Below are 17,621 nucleotides of genomic sequence, written 5' to 3'. Positions count from 1 at the left end.
TTAAGAGAAGTTTTAAAATACATAGGTGAAGCAAAACAAAAGTAAAAACTCAAACTCGATGTCCACTTTTAGTTGTTTTCATCTAAACCCTTTGGAATGCATCCGGTATTTCAACTCAATATTTTGGGATCAATCTGAAAATCTGGGTGAAGTGCTTAATTATTTACAACCACCCCGTCCTTCGGACACCCCTCCTTTTTTTAAGGAGAGGAGCTCCTTCGAGCAATGAAAGAATCTTTATTTCAATTATTGTGCTTTTCATCTTGTTTTTAAAATCCAGCATTTTAAGGAGTATAACGTGGATATTTTGCACACTCTACTGCTCCCCTGTTTTAGGGGAGCTGTCCGAAGGACTGAGGGGTCTTATATAAACCAAGCTTGAATAGTTCAACGCCTGCATACTTAAAATTACTAAAATTGTATTTAACATCTTATCAAAAATCTGAAACACTTGCCTTTTCCATTAGTTTTGTATCTTTATAACAAACCAACATAAAATAACTATGAAAAGTACAGTATTCGTATTAGGTTTTGCATTGCTAATATTTGCATGTCAACCCGCTAAAAAAGAAAATCAAGAAGAAACCGAAAGAAAAGAGGTGGTGGAAGAATCCGCTGATCCAAAACTGGTGAAACTATGGGAAACCGATACCATAATGACTACTTGTGAATCCGTTTTATTCGATGGAGAAGGAAGCAGATTATTTGTATCAAATATCAATGGTCAACCAACAGATAAGAACGGGAAGGGTTTTATATCTATCTTGAACCTAGATGGTAGTGTTCAGGAATTGAAGTGGGCTACGGGATTAAATGCGCCTAAAGGCATGGGTATTTATGAAGGTCATCTTTATGTAACTGATATTGATAAAGTAGTAGCCATTGATTTGGAGTCTGGTGAAATTGCTAAAGAGTTTACCCCAGAAAAGGCTGAATTCTTAAATGATATTACTACATCGAAAAATGCTGTTTATATTTCCGATATGCGATTAGGCTTAATTCACAAAATAGAGGATGGTAAATTATCTACCATAGCAGAAGGAGTTGAAAGCATCAATGGCTTATTAAGCAAAGGTGATCACTTAATGACATTAGATGGGAAAGGCTTAAGAGCCTATGATTTAGCAGCAAACAAATTTGAAATGGTCAATGACTCTGTAACAGGAGGCGATGGTTTAACTATGCTAAATGATGGTACTTACATTGCTAGTAGATGGAAAGGTGAGATTTACCATGTAGCAGGCAATAAAGCTCATTTATTATTGGACACTAAAGCCCAGGAATCACAAACTGCTGATATTGGCTTAAATCCTGATAAAATGATTGTTTATGTTCCTACTTTCTTTAAAAATAAGGTAATTGCTTATCAATTAGTCAAATAAGATTACAAGATGTTAAAAAACAAAACCCGCAAGCTTTCAGTAAGCTTGCGGGTTTTTTGTTGTCATAAAATGAAAAAGGCTTCCGAGTTCCCCCGAAAGCCTTATCAATATTAATTAAGTCAATCTAAACTTAAAATTTGTAATTCACTCCAACACTAAATGCGGTACCTGGATTTAAACTCGTAAATACTTCTTTATCCGCTTGAAATGATTGGTAAAAGCTTTCTCTTCTATCATTCAAGATATTGGATACTTTAAAGTCAATACTTGTTCTTTCGTCTTCACCGAATGTTTTATTAATGCTAAAGTTTAAGCTATGGAATGGCTCGTCATATACATCAGCATAAAGACCTGTACCAACAATGGCTAAAGTAGGACCTTTTACATTGTAAAACATCCCTGCATTCAATCCTAATTCAGGATTGTTATAAGAAAGACCACCATTGATCACGTAAGGAGCCTGACCAGCCATTTGACGAACGTCTGTGATATTCTCACCATTCTTTTCGTATTCTTTTCTAGCGTTAAATTCCTGCTCAGTCATATCAATTCTAGATTCCACCATCGTTAAGTTTCCGCTAATGTTGAAATTTCTTAATACTGGGCTGATGAAATCTAATTTCTTTCTAGCTTCTAATTCCAAACCAATCAATCTACCATTTCCTACATTTCTAGCTTGAAATTCAGTGCTAGTCTGCTGGGCAGGAATTCTTACCAATTCTATTGGGTTGTCGAAATACTTATAGAAAGCACTTACTGAAAACATTTGACCTTCTCTTTGGAATAATTCCCATCTCAAATCAATATTATCAATTCTGGTTTCAGTTAAATTACCATCCCAATCAGCATAAGTAAATAAACTTCCGTTAAATATCCTGTTAGTAATAGGGTCCAAAATCTGAGCAAAACTTAATTCTTTGAATGAAGGCCTTGCAATTGTTTTTGAATAAGATGCTCTTAAGTTTTGATCATCAGTTAATGAATAAATCAAATTAGCTGTAGGGAAGAAATCAAAAGAATCTAATACTTTTTCATTCACTAAATTTCTACCGCTTGAACTTCCGTTTGCAAAGGCCTGATCTCTACCAGTATGTCTTTGCACATAATTTTCAACTCTTAATCCTAACACTGTTTTGAAGTTTCTGATAGGAGTCATTTCATTCGAAACATAAAATGCAGTATTATTTACATTTGAGTTGTATGCATTTGGGTTTGGATTGTTATTTCCTGATTGGTAATAAATTCCGTTTGTTTCGCTAGGAAATAAGTTTTCTTCATCCAAAACAACTTCCTGGCTAGGGTTTGGCCATGATTGACTTTGGAAGAACTGTACATCAAAGAATAAGATTTCATAATCTCTGCTTTTATAAGTATGACTTCCACCAAATTTGAATTTGGCATCTTCATCATTGAAGCTGTACCTTTTAGTTATATCAATTTTAGAATTGATATTAAATTCATTTAATGATCTCCAGATTCTGGATGGATTACCCGCTTCACCTGCAGCAAATCTCGGGTTATCAGTATCTACAGCTGAAAATGCAGTTTTTCTGATATCAGGATCCTCTAAGGTTGAGAAAGTTGGAGAAACTCTCCAATCGATGTCCCAACCGCTATTTTTTAAGATATGAGTACCGTTTAATAAAATATTATTTAATGCACTTTGAGTATATTCTAAGTTGTCCGATTCAGCAACATAACCTGATTGACCAACAGCTTCACCATGATTACGGATATTGAATTGACCTGCTCTGCTTTCGCCATTTTGTAAGCGCATTGCAGTTAATCTCAACTTCGTATATTTTGATTTTAAAGCTAAACCTCCTAATGCACCAATTAATACATTGTTCTCGCCTAATTGTCCATCTTGAGTGGTAGCATAACGCATCTCAGTTGTTTCAGGATCTTTATATTTTTGGTATTCACCATATCTTACGTCATCGTAAAAACGAGTATTGTTTTTATAGGAAAGAGAGAAGATATAACCCAATTTTGGTTTGTCGTTATCTTCTGATTTACCTAATTCAAGTTGGTCACCAATTGAAAACCCAAGGCTATAATCCATTAAGCTAGTTTGATTTTGAGCAGCTAAGTTAGGATTGAAACTTCTGATGAATTCTGAAGCCTCCTCAGTATTACCAGTAAAAGGACCGGGAACTTGAGATGCCCTTGCGCCTTGAGGCAATGCTCTAGTACCGTCATCGAAGCCCAAGAAATCAGTACTTCCACCTTCGTAAGATAAATAATCAGAATTAAAGTGCATTGAAGGATTGAATCCTACTCCAAAAGAAACATCCATAATTTTTTCATCTGGAAAATCTTTTGTTTCCACATTCACTATTCCACCTGTAAAATCTGCAGGTAAATCAGCAGTGAATGATTTTCTAACGATCATATTGTCAATTAAGCTTGTAGGGAAAATATCCATTTGCAAGCTATTTCTGTCTGGATCTAAACCAGGAACATCCATACCATTCAAAGTAGTTTTGGTATATCGATCTCCTAATCCTCTAACATAAACATATTTTCCACCTTCTATTGAAACTCCAGTTACACGCTTAACCGCTTCAACGGCTGTTGCATCACCAATCAATTTGAACTTGGCTGAAGAAATCCCGTCCATCATACCAGGAGCCTTCTTCTTAACCGTCATCAAGGCAGCCTCAGTAGTTCTGATTGCTTTAGCAGTTACCACAACTTCTTGCAGCTCTGATTTTTCCTCTTTCAATCTGATTTGTCCTAAAATATTTACTTCTCCTTCTTGAACAACTACACCTTCGATGGTTAAAGCCTGAAAAGTAACAAAAGATACTTTAACATTATAAGTACCTGCTTCAACAGGAACTGTAAACTGCCCATCTAAATCAGTAACCGCACCAATTAGAGCGCCTTCAATAATCTCTTGATTACCAGGGGAAACTTTATTAACTACAACATTGGCACCTATCAAAGGCTCACCATTGGCATCCTCGATTATAGTACCGCGAATTTTACCTTTCTGTGCAATTGCTACAGAAGTGGAAAGAATCAATAAAACAGCTAAAAGATGTTTGAATTTTAACATGCGTATAATTATTATGCTTTTTTATAAATGCCCTTAAATACTAAAGACACACAAAATTACTTTGTGTGTCTTTAGTAAACTATCCTTGTTGATTAAGGATTTATTATAAATTAGTCTTTATGTTAATTCAATGTTACCTGAATTATTATAAACTTGATACGTTAGCCGCAACATCAGCCCAAGTCCAATTAGCAAAAACTGAAGCATCTGCTTGTCCGCTTGTTCCTGCAACTATTCCAGCTGGAACTTCACTCCCTGCAGGAATATAGTTTGTTAATTCAGTGTTAACATCAAGGATAACATTGTCAAAAGTAACATTCGCAGCATTCACTCTATTGATGATTTGACCATCAGCAATTCCAGTGATGAAAACGTTTCTTAAGATTACACCTGAATTTTCATCTGTGTTAATTAAGTCTTGAGACTGTCTGTCATCATTTGATGCTACTACTGTTCCGTTTACGAATGTGTGCTGTACATTTAATAATACATCACCTTCAGGTCCATCTAGTTCAAAACAATGTCCTGCTGGAGTAACAATAATGAAGTTGTCCATTGTCCCGCTCCATGCTTGGTCAGTATCCATACCGTCATCTCCAGCGTTCCAAACTACTGCATTGGTAACATTAACAGTTCCACCGAACCATTCAATTCCGTCATCTTGGTTTCCCACGATCTCAACATTTTCTATTACAGTTCCTGAACCAACTCCGCCTAAAGTCAGACCGTTGATTTCATTTCCTGCACCAATGTTTGTTCCGCCATGACGGATAGAGATATATCTAATTTCACCTGAGTTGTCTTCAGCATCATCTCCACCATAAAGACCGTTTGGATCAGAAGTTGGGATTCCTTCAATTTGTATTTCAGATGCTGAAGCTGATATAGGAGCATTTCCTAGTATAATTACACCACCCCATAAACCAGCTTGAGTTGGATCTAAGTTTGGAGAGGCGATTTGACCTGGCTGAATTTCATCCAATTTTGAAGTAAAAATTATTGGCTCTGCTGCAGTTCCTTGCGCAAATAATTTAGCTCCTCTTGCTACAATTAGCGCTGTAGCATTTGCCTGTGATCCACCTTCACCTTTAATAATTGTACCTGCCTCAATTGTCAATTCAGCACCTGCTTCAACTGCAATTCTACCTCCTAATTGGTAAATATTATCCTTTGTCCATGTTGTATTTTCAGTAATGTTATCCGTAATAATTACGTTTCCGTTATCATCATCATTGTTATCTACTGGTTCAACTGTGTTATCATCACATGCCGTAAAGCCAAATGTTAATGCTAAAAATAGCAGTGCTAATAGATTAATTTTCTTCATCGTGAGTAATTTTAAATAAGTTTAAATTTCGTTGCGACAAAGGTGGGTTTTAATTGTTAACTGAATTTGTTAGACTCTTTAGCAAATTGTTATCAATTAATATGCTCTATTAATTCTATGTTAAAATAAAAAAGCGTCCCAACTGGAACGCTTTTGATTGTGTCTTCAATTTTGTTTTTTAACCGATTGGTACTTGTCTTAATATTTTTTCTATAATATCCTTAGTCGTTATACCATCCGCCTCTGCTTCATAGTTTAGCAAAATTCTGTGGTTCATCACATCATAGGCTACTTCTTTTATATCTTCAGGTAATACGTAATCACGCCCTTCCATATAAGCAACAGCCTTTGCACTCAAATTTAAATTGATACTAGCACGAGGCGAAACGCCATATTGTATATATTCTGCTTCCTGTTTCAAGCCATAATCCAAAGGAGAGCGAGTGGCATAAACCAATTCGATAATATAGCGCTCTAAAGATTCTGAAATCTCTACTTGATTTACCTGATCTCTAATGCTGAAAATTTCTTCTTTGGTCAGAATGGTATTTACATCTTTTTTAAATGTCATATTCGACATTCTTCTCATCACTTCAAGCTCCTGAGATTTTGTAGGATAGCTTACCGTTACTTTCAACATAAAACGATCGACTTGTGCTTCCGGTAAAGGATATGTTCCTTCCTGATCTACCGGGTTTTGTGTAGCTAACACCAAAAATGGTCTATCCAACTGAAATGTAGTTTCTCCTATGGTCACTTGTTTTTCCTGCATGGCCTCCAAAAGTGCAGATTGTACCTTTGCTGGTGAACGGTTGACCTCATCAGCTAAAACCAGGTTAGAAAAGATCGGACCTTTCTTCACCTCAAAATTTCCTTGCTTCTGATTGTAAATCATGGTTCCGATCAAATCGGATGGCATTAAATCAGGCGTAAACTGAATTCTTTGAAAATCTAAGTGCAATACATTAGCTAGTGTATTTACAGTCAAAGTTTTTGCCAGACCGGGAACACCTTCCAGTAATACGTGTCCGTTGGTGAATAAACCAATCAACAAACGATTGACCATATATTCTTGACCCACTACTACTTTAGCTACTTCAGACATTACGTCCTTTACTTTTTGTTGCAATGCGCTTTTATTATCTATCTGTGCTTCTTCCATGATTGCTTTTTAAATCTCTTTTAATCTGAATTTCAAATATATTATATAAATTTTAAAAATATAAACACTTGATATTTCAGTGCCTATTATCAAATTACTATTTAGTAAGTAACGATACTATAAACCGATTCATTTTCTTGAGCCAGCTTTTCTTTGCCTTCCAAAAAACCTAACTCGATCAAAAAAGTAAAGTTGCCTACTTTACCGCCTAATTCTTTTACTAATTTCGCTGCAGCTAAGGCTGTGCCTCCTGTTGCTAGCAGATCATCATGTATCATTACATTTTGTCCTTTTTTGATGGCATCCTTATGGATTTCCATAGTGGCACTTCCATATTCCAACTCATAGGAATATTTGATAGTTTCATAAGGTAATTTTCCTTCTTTCCGAACTGGCACGAATGGGACTCCTAATTTCTCCGCTATAATCATTCCGAAAAGAAAGCCTCTTGATTCTACTCCTACTATCACATCAATACCATCATTTTTGGCTTTTTCTACAAACCAATCTACAATTTCAGTCACTAATTTGGGATGTGAAAGGACAGGAGTAATGTCTTTGAATATAATGCCTGGTTTTGGAAAGTCAGCAATATCTCGAATTTGAGCATTAATTTTTTCTGATAATGTCATATAGGTAAGGAATAAATCTATGAATTTAAATAGCTTTTAATTTTTCGATTAAGTCATTGAGCATATCATCATCGAAATCGAGATGGGTTACAAATCGCACATCATGCTTTCCAAATGGAACTGCTAAAATTCCTTTTTGCTTTAATTTTTCTACAAAATCAACTGATAGACCACTATTAGCTAATTTGAATATAACAATATTAGTTTCCACCGGTAAAACGGATTCAACAAAACTCAATCCCTCCAAAGCATTGGCGATAGTTTTTGCCCTATCATTGTCATCTTTGAGTCTCTCTATATGATGGTCTAAAGCATATATCCCTGCTGCAGCTAAAAACCCTGCCTGGCGCATTCCGCCTCCTAATACTTTTCTTACCCTTCTGGCTTTTTTGATGGTAGCTTTATCTCCTAATAATAAAGAACCCACTGGACAGCCTAATCCTTTAGAAAGACAAATTGAAATGGTGTCAAAGTGTTTTCCGTATTTCTTTGGGTCATCATCTGTAGCTACTAAAGCATTGAATAATCTTGCGCCATCTAAATGGAGTTTCAAATCCCTTTCTTTACAAAGAGAGCTGATTTTCTCAATTTCTTTAAAATCATAAACACAACCTCCTCCTTTATTCATGGTATTTTCCAGGGAAACCAAAGTAGAAATAGGTGCATGCACATCTTCAGGATTATTGATGTTGTCCTCAACCATTTCAGCGGTAATTCTTCCTCTATCTCCATGCAATAAACGAACAGAGGCAAAAGAATTATAAGCTATGCCTCCTCCCTCATACAAATATATATGTGATTTTGCATCGCAGATGACTTCAGTATGAGGTGCTGTATGCACTCTGATGGCAATTTGGTTGGTCATCGTTCCGCTGGGGCAAAAGATTGCGGATTCCATTCCGAAATAATCAGCTGCTTTTTGTTCTAAAGCATTGATGGTAGGGTCTTCTCCAAAAACATCATCCCCTACCCGAGCTTCCATCATGGCTTGCTTCATTCCGGATGTTGGTTGGGTTATAGTGTCACTTCTTAAATCTATCATTTTAATTCAATATTCAATCTATCCATGTTTTAAACCTGTTAGCTTTGAAATAAGCTCATATTCCTGTTGGTGTACCACCTTATGCTATTAAGTTAAGATTTAAGCCATATCTTTTATCTTTCACTGTAATCCTAAAAAAATAACCTTGGTTATTTTCCTTTGTGTTCTATTGTCTCTTTTGTGGTTAATAAAGAATGTTGGTAATCTGCACCAATCTTAGCAAATTCCAACCACAAGAGATACAAAAGAAAACAAAAGGTTTTTCGCTAAGCGAAAAACTTGTAAAGGAAATTTCCTTAACTTAATACCATTGGTGTGCCACCGACCAGGGTAGGCTCCATGGTTGGTGGCAAACCAACCATTTTTACCATAAATCACTCAGTTTTCCATTCTTTTATATTAAGATACTTTTTCGAACCAATGCGGTAGTTTCACTTGGTCAGTATAAAATTTCTTTCTAGTGTGGTTACTATCAAAAGGAACGATTTTTTCGATCCGGTCCGTTTTGGGATGGTAAAAAGCTTCTACGTAAAAATCATTCAATAAAAATAAATTGACCTTATAGCGATAGTAGCGGATGGAAGTCACAAATTCCCCCTCTACATATAGAGTCTTTATTTTTTTGAATAAACTAAAACTAACAAACTCTTCTACCTTCACTGACCTATTTCTTTTTAAGTGTATATAAATCTTTCCTTCTATCCTTCAAATTACGCACGCTTCCGTAAGTATGCAATTCTTTAAGCAAATTAACATCCACATCTGCAATTACCGTCATCTCAGTATTAGGTGTGGCTTCAGTTTTCACCCCATTAGTTGGAAAGGCAAAATCGGAAGGCGTAAAAACCCCAGATTGCGCAAACTGAATATCCATATTATTTACTTTAGGTAAATTACCCACACTCCCCGCAATAGCAACATAACACTCATTTTCGATTGCTCGAGCCTGTGAACATAAGCGAACACGCATATATCCATTTTGAGTATCCGTTAAAAATGGGACAAATAAAATTTTCATATCTTCATCCGCTAACAATCTACCCATTTCAGGAAACTCAACATCATAACAAATCAAAACGCCAATTTTCCCACAATCTGTATCAAAAGCCTGAATTTTTCTTCCACCGCTCATTCCCCAAGCGCTTACTTCTGCAGGGGTCATGTGTATTTTCTCATAGGTTTCACTAGTCCCATCTCTTCTACATAAAAACCCCTTATTGTAAAGCTTTCCCCTACTCATCACCGGCATACTGCCAGTGATGATATTCACATTATAGTTAATAGCATATTCCTGAAATATTTCTTTCAAAGGCTCGGTATATTTTGCCAATTCCCTGATGGCTGAAGCTTCATCCAAATGGTTGAATTCTGCCATTAAAGGTGCATTAAATAATTCCGGAAATAGGATAAAATCACACTGATATCCACTTACCACATCAATAAAAAACTCGATTTGCTCTTGCATAGCCTTCAAAGAAGGTGTTGGACGCATTTGCCATTGTACCAATCCTAACCGAATAACCGTTTTAGGAATGTGAACATATTCTTCTGAAGGTTCATAATAGATGTTATTCCACTCAATTAAAGCAGCAAATTCTGCAGACTGTTTATCACCCGGTAAATAGCCTTTTAATACTTTCTTAACATGAAAATCATTTGATAATTGAAAAGATAAGGTTTTATCATAAATCTCCTTTGCAATTACTTTTTGTATGTATTGCTTTGGAGTCATCTTCTCAGCATATTTAGAATAGCCCGGAAGTCTTCCACCTGCCACTATGGAGTGCAGATTCAGTTGCTCGACAAGATCTTTACGAGCATCGTACATTCTTCGTCCCACTCTCATTCCCCTAAAATCAGGATGAACAAACACGTCTATTCCATAAAGCACATCTCCATCGGGATTGTGGGTTTCGAAGGATTCATTTCCAGTAATTTGTGGATAGGTATGATTATCCCCGAATTCGGAATAATCTACAATTATGGATAAGGCACAGCCAGCCACTTGCCCATTTACTAAAACACATAATTGCCCTTCAGGAAACTTGTCAATCAGTGTTTTAATATGTTCTATTTCCCATAAATCATCCCAACCCGCATATGCTCTTTTCATTGATTTTAGTAAGCTGCGGTAATCCTTTAATTTCAGATTCTCAAGGGTAACGATAAAATTATCTTGCATAGGTATTCTAAATTGGCTTATTTAATAGAGCCTGTATAAAAATAGTAAAGACTTTTTAAACTTTTTTAAGAATGTTAAAAAGCAAAAAAACCACAGCAATATAAGTGGATTTCACTAAATGCTGTGGTTTTTGAATTTATATATGCCCCTTAAATAGGAACGTTTACGTGTCTTTCTGCATGGTAAGAAGAACGCACTAATGGGCCTGATTCTACATATTTCAAACCTCTTTTCAAGCCTTCTTCTCTATACATATCAAAAACTTCAGGATGTACATATTCTATAACATCATGATGTCTTTTAGTAGGTTGCAAGTATTGACCAACTGTTAAAATATCACAGCCATGTGCTACTAAATCATCCATAGCAGCGAACATCTCATCTTGAGTTTCACCTAAACCTACCATGATACCGGTCTTTGTTCTTTTTCCAAATTCTTTAGTCAGCTTAATCTGATCTAAGCTTCTTTGATATTTAGCTTGAGGTCTCACTCTTCTGTAAAGACTTGGAACCGTTTCTACATTGTGAGAAACGACTTCTTGACCAGCTTCAATCATTCTATATAAAGCATCCCATTTTCCTTTTACGTCAGGAATTAAAGTTTCAATTGTAGTTTCGGGAGAAAGCTCTTTCGTTTTCACTACAGTTTGGTACCAAATTTCAGCACCTCTGTCTTTCAACTCATCTCTATTAACAGAAGTTAAAACGGCATGTTTCACGCCCATTTTTTGGATGGCCTCTGCTACTCTTTGTGGCTCTTGCTCATCATATTCAGGTGGACGACCAGTAGCAACCGCACAAAATGAACAGCTTCTCGTACAAACATTACCTAAAATCATGAAAGTGGCAGTACCTGCACCCCAGCATTCTCCCATATTAGGGCAATTACCGCTTTCGCAGATGGTATGCAATTTATTTTCATCCACAATTTTGCGAACGTTAGCATACTCTTTACCAACAGGTAATTTAACCCTTAACCAATCCGGTTTTTTATTTTTCTTTTTCTCTTCTTGGCTTACTACCGGTAAATCTATCATATCAATCTATTAATCGATTCTTAATCTATTTTCTTGACCCAAACAATATACTTACAAAAGCTGCCGGGTAAAAGTTATAATTTTTTGTACCTAAGGGCACTAATTGAATTTCTCTACTAAAAATTTCACCCAAAAAGCCTACCTCAAATCCAGTAACTTTACTTTTAAAAGTTCCGAATTCAAATAATAATGAAGCTCTAATATGGGCTCCCATAACAATTTCCATCTGATCAATTCCAGAAAAATATCCTGCCGGCCCTATTATGGAAGAACCATTTAAATATTGAGAATAGGTAACCAAGTTACCTCCTTCAGCTCTGAGAAAATAAGGAGAAACAAAGCCTAAGGTTGGACCCCCGGTTACTACACCATTAATCTGAACTCCTTTTTGTTCTGCTTTTTTAAATAAAAGAAAATCATATCCGTACATTAATCTCGTACTTATTAAATACTTTTCTTTTCCTTCATAAAATGAAGATGAACTGAAAAAAGCAGGTGTTGGAGCTCTTCTTTCTTGGGGGTGTCTTACGTTAGCCACTTCTAAACCAAATGTCTGGAAAATTCTATCAGACTTTTTATAACTATATCTGAAAAATCCACCTGAAAAAAGACCACCGTTTGTGGCTTTAGTTATTCCAAATAGAAATTCTTGCCCATATTCAAATGGATCATCTTGTTGGCTTTTTGCTTCAAAGAATAGTGCAACAATCAATATGGAAATTAAAAATATTTTTTTCATTCTAACTGGAATAATAACACAAATTTAAAGCTTTAGATTCGGAAACTAAATATTTTTTAATCCTTTCATCTAAAACTAGTTATAAAACGCTTCAGACTAATAAAATTGCTGAATAATGTTAACTTGCGTCTGAAAAGTAACGAATAAAGCTAAACATAGTTTATGACAACTTCCTCCATTAAATACCTGCATCCACTTAAAACAAAAGCAACCCATAATCGATCGGGAAATTCTTTAATGACTGATGCTCCACTTGATAATAATGGAGATGGTGCATATTTTTCTCCTACTGATTTAGCGGCTACTTCCCTTGCTAGCTGTATGTTTACTGTAATGGGTATTTATGCTGACCAGAATAATCTGGAATTAGGCGAAATAAATTGCGATTTACAAAAAGAAATGGCTGCCAACCCAAGAAGGATTAAAAGCATTACCGTTGACATCAATTGGAAAACTAATTTACCAGAAAAAGAAATTCAGAAATTAAAAAATATTGCACTGAATTGCCCTGTTTCAAAAAGTTTACATCCTGAAATAGAGCAAAAATTAAATTTCAATCTTATTTAATCTTACTTTTCGGTTATCTTATCTCCTTTTAAATAGGGGTCTCTTGATAAATAAAAAAAGACTCTTTTTTTCGCTAAAATGAAAATTAAAGCGTCTTTTTTAAAATCTATTATGTTAATAACCTCAAAAAATAGTGTTTTGTAGGAAATCAGAGGTTTTAGATATTATTGATTGATTTATATTCCAATTTACATTTTGTATTTTTCCTCCTTTTCTTTTTGCATGAACAAAAAGAAACAAAAATTCTAGAAAGTTTAATGCTTCTGCGCTTAAGGCCTACGCAGGCCCGCTAAACTTTCCTCCACCCCGCCCTCTTCGAGCAAATTTTGTTTGGTTTTAAAGATTCATAATATTAATCAAGTATGGCGTACATAAGGTCAGAAGTAATTTTCTTTTTTTAGAAAAAAATCCCGATCCAGGATAGAGATAATGTTCTGATATTATTTATGCAGCAGCTCCAGATTTCAAATTTTGATAACTGATCCCCATATGTGAATCATCATAAACGCACTCTCCATTTTTGATCAAAAGCACTTGAGGTGATTGATGCATTACTCCAAATTTTTCTACTATTGCATTTGAAATATCGCGATATGCAATCAAATCTAAATAATAGGCTTTTACTTCACCCATTTCACTATCATCCCAGCTTCTTTCCAATCTATTCAAAGCCTTTGCACTAATAGAACAACTAGTACTATGTTTGAAAATCACCACAGGATTCTCCTTAGATTCCTCTATTATCCTGTCTAATGTCTCTATGCTATCTAATCTATTCCAATTCATAAATTCAATTATATAATATTATTGTTGTTCTCCGGATTCAGCTTCTTGCTTTTTCCATTCATTTGGATGAACAGAATTATCCCAAATCTTGCCCTCGTCTTTATTTCGTCTTTCTTTAGGCTTTTTACGAGTCACGTACTTAGGTTGCGTATTATCTGTCCAAATATTGGTGAAAAACGAGGATACTGATTGAAAAGTTCTAGCTAGGAAAGGAACATTGGTATTTTCTGCAGCCAATATTTTTGTACCGGGATGAGATTCACTAGTGATGTAAAAATGTCTCTTATAATCTCCTTCCAGATTGGAAATATCTTTACTTGTTTCTTTCATTTCATCAGTAGGCTTTCTCTTTTCAATCACTGTAAGTAGACGGTCATCATGTAGATCCTGTTTTACAGGCTTGTTAACAGTAGCAGTCATCAATTTGTTATCATCATACTTTTCACGTTTAGGATTAGCAGGACTAGCAGTCATTAATTTGTCATCATCAAAAGGCTTTCTTTCATCATCCTTGATTTTAGTAGTCATTAACTTACTATCATCATAAGGTTTACGCTCCTTATTGGCAGGCTCAGAAACCATTAATTTGTCATCATCAAAAGTTTTCGGCTTCTTATTTGTTGCTTCTATAGTCAGTAATTTATCTCCATCTGGCTTATTCGATTTGTAATCAGGTTGTTCAGAAACCATCAGCTTATCATTATCCATTTTAGGATAATAATCCTTTCTCTTCTTAAACATGATTTTGTCCTCGTCCATTTTGGGTTCTAAATCTGACACAGAGGCAGTTTCCAATTTATCGTTATCATAAGGCTTTCTATCCTTATCTTTTCTCTTGCTGTAAAGCTTTTTACCCTCCACCTTACTTTCTCTGTCTGTTTTGGGAGCCTTTGATAAGGTTTCTGAAGGATCATTCAAATTAATTGCTTTAGGTGAATCTTGTGGACCACCCTTCAATAGATTTACGTTTTTTGGTTTCGTCTTTTTCTGCAAAACTGGTCCTTCATCAGCAATTCGACTATCATAGGGAATCAATGGTGTTTTTAATTCAGATGGATTCGTTATAGCCTTTCTGTCAGCTGATTTATAATTTGGTTGATTATCATAAGTCTTTCTTTTAGGCCTCTTATTGGGGTTGTAATCCTTCGTTTCGTAATCACTTTTCTTAGCTTTGAACCACATGACTTTATCCCAATCCCATTTGAATGGATTAATCACGATTACTTTATTGCTTCCTCTGTTGGGATTACCCTTCGTCTTCCTTCTTTTTGATGTCCTTATTTTTTTATTGTCCATTTTTTCAGGACTGCTCTTTTCAGAAACTTCCAATTTTTCACCGCCAGTCTTCTGGCTATAAACCTTTGAAGGCATATAAAGAATGGAAGCCAAGAAAATGGCAAACAATATCCCAATAGACTGATATGTCGTTTTATTTCTCAAATTATAATTACTAAACCTTCAATTTAATCTCAATTTCTTGGATTATGAATTTTTTATTCGATTTCAGACTTTATTTTAGTACTCAGCTAGTTTTTTAAGTTTTGATTTAATTCTCTCCTTCGGTAAAAAGTTTTGCTCTAAATCTGCATTAAAAGGAACGGGAGTATCTAAACTTCCTTCTCTCATTACTGGTGCATCTAAAGCTTCAAAACAATTTTCGCTGATCCATGCTGCTATTTCTCCACTAATGCTTCCCGTTAAGCAGTCTTCATTGCAGATTAATACTTTTCCTGTTTTTAGTACGCTCTTTTCTACCGTTTCAGTATCCCAAGGCAATAAAGTTCTTAAATCAATTAACTCAACAGATAAGTCAGTCAAATCATTCATTGCTTCTTTTGCCCAATGCACAGCCATGCCATAAGTAATGATAGTGATGTCAGTGCCTTCATTTATAATATTAGCTTTACCGATTTCAACAGTATAATAATCATCTGGAATTTCATCTGTTAAAGAACGATAAAGTGCCTTATGCTCAAAATACATTACCGGATTAGGATCTTCTATAGCCGCAGCTAACAATCCTTTAGCTTCATAAGGATTAGAAGGGAAAACAATTTTCAAACCTGGAGTGTGAAAAAACCAGGCTTCATTTGATTGTGAATGAAATGGGCCTGCTGCAACCCCTGCTCCAGTAGGCATTCTGACTACCACATCAGCATTTTGTCCCCAACGGTAATGTGATTTAGCCAAATTATTCACAATTTGATTGAATCCACATGTCACAAAATCGGCAAACTGCATTTCAATCACTGATTTTTGCTTTTTGATGCTCATCCCTAAGCCAATTCCAATAATAGCAGATTCGCAAAGCGGTGTATTTCGGATTCTGTCTTTTCCAAATTTGTCAATAAATCCTTCCGTGATTTTAAAAACACCTCCATAATCGGCAACATCTTGTCCCATTATCACTAATTCTGGGTATTTCTCAAATGATTGCTTTAGCCCGTCAGAAATAGCATCTACATATCTTTTACTGCTTTTCTTTTCTGATTTTGGAGCTATAGGTTTTGCTTCAGTTGGCAAGAATAAATCAGCAAGCTGCTGTTCAGTATTTACTTCAGGATAAACATCTTCACTGGCAAGTTTTAAGCCTTTGTTAATGTCTGCTTTAATCTCAGCTCTTAAATCATCTATCTCTTCTTGAGAAATGATTTTTTCTTTCAATAAAAATTGCTCGTAATTATCTACAGGATCTTTTTTAGCCCATTTATCAAAAAGCTCTTGTGGAACATATTTAGTGCCTGAAGCTTCCTCATGTCCTCTCATTCTGAAAGTCATAGCCTCAATTAAAATTGGCATTGGGTTTTTGCGGATTTTCTTAGCAGCTGTTTCCACCGCATGATATACATCCAAAACATTATTGCCATCTATTTTAATGGCTTCCATTCCATATCCAGGTCCTTTATCTACAAAATTTTTAAATTTGAACTGCTCATTACTTGGAGTGGAAAGTCCGTATCCGTTATTCTCAATCATAAAAATAACGGGCAAATCCCAAACAGCGGCAACATTCAAGGCTTCATGAAAATCTCCTTCCGAACTTCCTCCATCTCCACTAAAAACTAGGGTTGTCTTATTTTCACCACTTAATTTATTGGCAAGTGCTATTCCATCTGCAACCCCTAATTGGGGACCTAAATGAGAAATCATACCCACAATATGAAATTCATTGGTTCCAAAATGGAAAGAACGGTCTCTTCCTTTGGTAAAGCCTTTCATTTTCCCTTGAAATTGAGAGAATAATCTGCTTAGCGGAATTTCTCTGGTTGTAAATACACCAAGATTTCGATGCATCGGTAAAATATACTCATCTTTTTGTAATGCTGCAGCCGAACCAACTGAAATGGCTTCTTGCCCGATTCCGGAGAACCATTTGCTAATTTTATTTTGTCGAAGTAAAATCAACATTTTTTCTTCTATGAGTCGAGGCAACAAAATTTGCTTGTAAAGGTTAATCAGTTGACCGTTGGACAATTTTTTTCTATCGAATTGCATGAAAAAATACCTTAAAGAAAGGCTTTAGAGGTTTAAGTTTAGTTTTTAAATTACTGTTTCTATCTTTGGGTTTCCTTAAAAAATCGGAAACTATTATCCGACAAATTTAAAGTAATGGTCTTATCTGCAAAAGCCATTATATTTTTTATTTTTGATTCACTCATTAGCTTATGATAAAATATAATTCTTTTACGCTTGATAATGGT

The 17,621-nt window shown here is 35.3% G+C and carries 14 protein-coding genes; 2 read left to right on the top strand and 12 right to left on the bottom strand.

Translation table 11 applies throughout. The features are described 5' to 3' along the window. Positions 1-503: 503 nt before the first annotated feature. Complete coding sequence (locus Q0L29_RS02550; protein WP_296618804.1) at positions 504-1,382, top strand: ATP-binding protein; 879 nt, start codon at positions 504-506, stop codon at positions 1,380-1,382. Between the two features lie 130 nt (positions 1,383-1,512). On the opposite strand, the gene Q0L29_RS02545 is transcribed toward Q0L29_RS02550, so the two are convergent. From Q0L29_RS02545 to Q0L29_RS02505, 9 genes are all read right to left on the bottom strand, one after another. After that, positions 1,513-4,446, bottom strand: a complete 2,934-nt coding sequence (locus Q0L29_RS02545) for a TonB-dependent receptor (protein WP_296618803.1) — start codon at positions 4,444-4,446, stop codon at positions 1,513-1,515. 145 nt (positions 4,447-4,591) lie between these two features. After that, positions 4,592-5,773, bottom strand: coding sequence for a hypothetical protein (locus tag Q0L29_RS02540; RefSeq protein WP_296618802.1), 1,182 nt, complete (start codon positions 5,771-5,773; stop codon positions 4,592-4,594). Between the two features lie 178 nt (positions 5,774-5,951). Next, positions 5,952-6,935, bottom strand: a complete 984-nt coding sequence (locus Q0L29_RS02535) for a MoxR family ATPase (RefSeq protein WP_296618800.1) — start codon at positions 6,933-6,935, stop codon at positions 5,952-5,954. 101 nt (positions 6,936-7,036) lie between these two features. Next, positions 7,037-7,567 carry an adenine phosphoribosyltransferase gene (locus tag Q0L29_RS02530; RefSeq protein WP_296618798.1) on the bottom strand — a complete coding sequence of 177 codons (531 nt, stop codon included), beginning with the start codon at positions 7,565-7,567 and terminating at the stop codon, positions 7,037-7,039. A 25-nt stretch (positions 7,568-7,592) separates the two neighbouring features. Next, a complete protein-coding gene (locus Q0L29_RS02525; RefSeq protein ID WP_296618796.1) occupies positions 7,593-8,609 on the bottom strand; it encodes a low specificity L-threonine aldolase in 1,017 nt (338 codons plus the stop codon). 399 nt (positions 8,610-9,008) lie between these two features. After that, the gene (locus Q0L29_RS02520; RefSeq protein WP_296618794.1) at positions 9,009-9,269 is read right to left on the bottom strand and encodes a hypothetical protein; all 261 of its coding nucleotides are present in this window, start codon (positions 9,267-9,269) and stop codon (positions 9,009-9,011) included. A gap of 4 nt (positions 9,270-9,273) precedes the next feature. Beyond that, on the bottom strand, positions 9,274-10,791 hold the full coding sequence (locus tag Q0L29_RS02515; RefSeq protein WP_296618792.1) for a carbon-nitrogen hydrolase family protein: 1,518 nt from the start codon (positions 10,789-10,791) through the stop codon (positions 9,274-9,276). Between the two features lie 149 nt (positions 10,792-10,940). Continuing rightward, the gene (gene lipA, locus Q0L29_RS02510; protein WP_296618791.1) at positions 10,941-11,828 is read right to left on the bottom strand and encodes a lipoyl synthase; all 888 of its coding nucleotides are present in this window, start codon (positions 11,826-11,828) and stop codon (positions 10,941-10,943) included. A 25-nt stretch (positions 11,829-11,853) separates the two neighbouring features. Beyond that, positions 11,854-12,567, bottom strand: a complete 714-nt coding sequence (locus Q0L29_RS02505; protein WP_296618788.1) for a hypothetical protein — start codon at positions 12,565-12,567, stop codon at positions 11,854-11,856. A gap of 162 nt (positions 12,568-12,729) precedes the next feature. On the opposite strand from Q0L29_RS02505, the gene Q0L29_RS02500 reads away from it, so the two are divergent. Beyond that, positions 12,730-13,134 carry an OsmC family protein gene (locus Q0L29_RS02500; protein WP_296618786.1) on the top strand — a complete coding sequence of 135 codons (405 nt, stop codon included), beginning with the start codon at positions 12,730-12,732 and terminating at the stop codon, positions 13,132-13,134. A gap of 444 nt (positions 13,135-13,578) precedes the next feature. On the opposite strand, the gene ytxJ is transcribed toward Q0L29_RS02500, so the two are convergent. The 3 genes from ytxJ to Q0L29_RS02485 all read right to left on the bottom strand — a co-directional run bounded on the left by ytxJ (position 13,579) and on the right by Q0L29_RS02485 (position 17,415). After that, positions 13,579-13,920: a bacillithiol system redox-active protein YtxJ gene (gene ytxJ / locus Q0L29_RS02495; protein WP_296618785.1), complete on the bottom strand. Its 342-nt coding sequence runs from the start codon at positions 13,918-13,920 to the stop codon at positions 13,579-13,581. Positions 13,921-13,938: 18 nt separating this feature from the next. Further along, positions 13,939-15,360, bottom strand: coding sequence for a hypothetical protein (locus Q0L29_RS02490; protein ID WP_296618783.1), 1,422 nt, complete (start codon positions 15,358-15,360; stop codon positions 13,939-13,941). 75 nt (positions 15,361-15,435) lie between these two features. Continuing rightward, positions 15,436-17,415: a dehydrogenase E1 component subunit alpha/beta gene (locus tag Q0L29_RS02485; RefSeq protein WP_296618781.1), complete on the bottom strand. Its 1,980-nt coding sequence runs from the start codon at positions 17,413-17,415 to the stop codon at positions 15,436-15,438. Positions 17,416-17,621 lie beyond the last annotated feature (206 nt).

The organism is Marivirga sp. (assembly GCF_024636815.1).
In the GTDB taxonomy this organism is placed as follows: Bacteria; Bacteroidota; Bacteroidia; order Cytophagales; family Cyclobacteriaceae; genus Marivirga.
The sequence above is the reverse complement of the archived record's forward strand: the minus strand, read 5'-3'. Positions and strand labels throughout refer to the sequence as shown.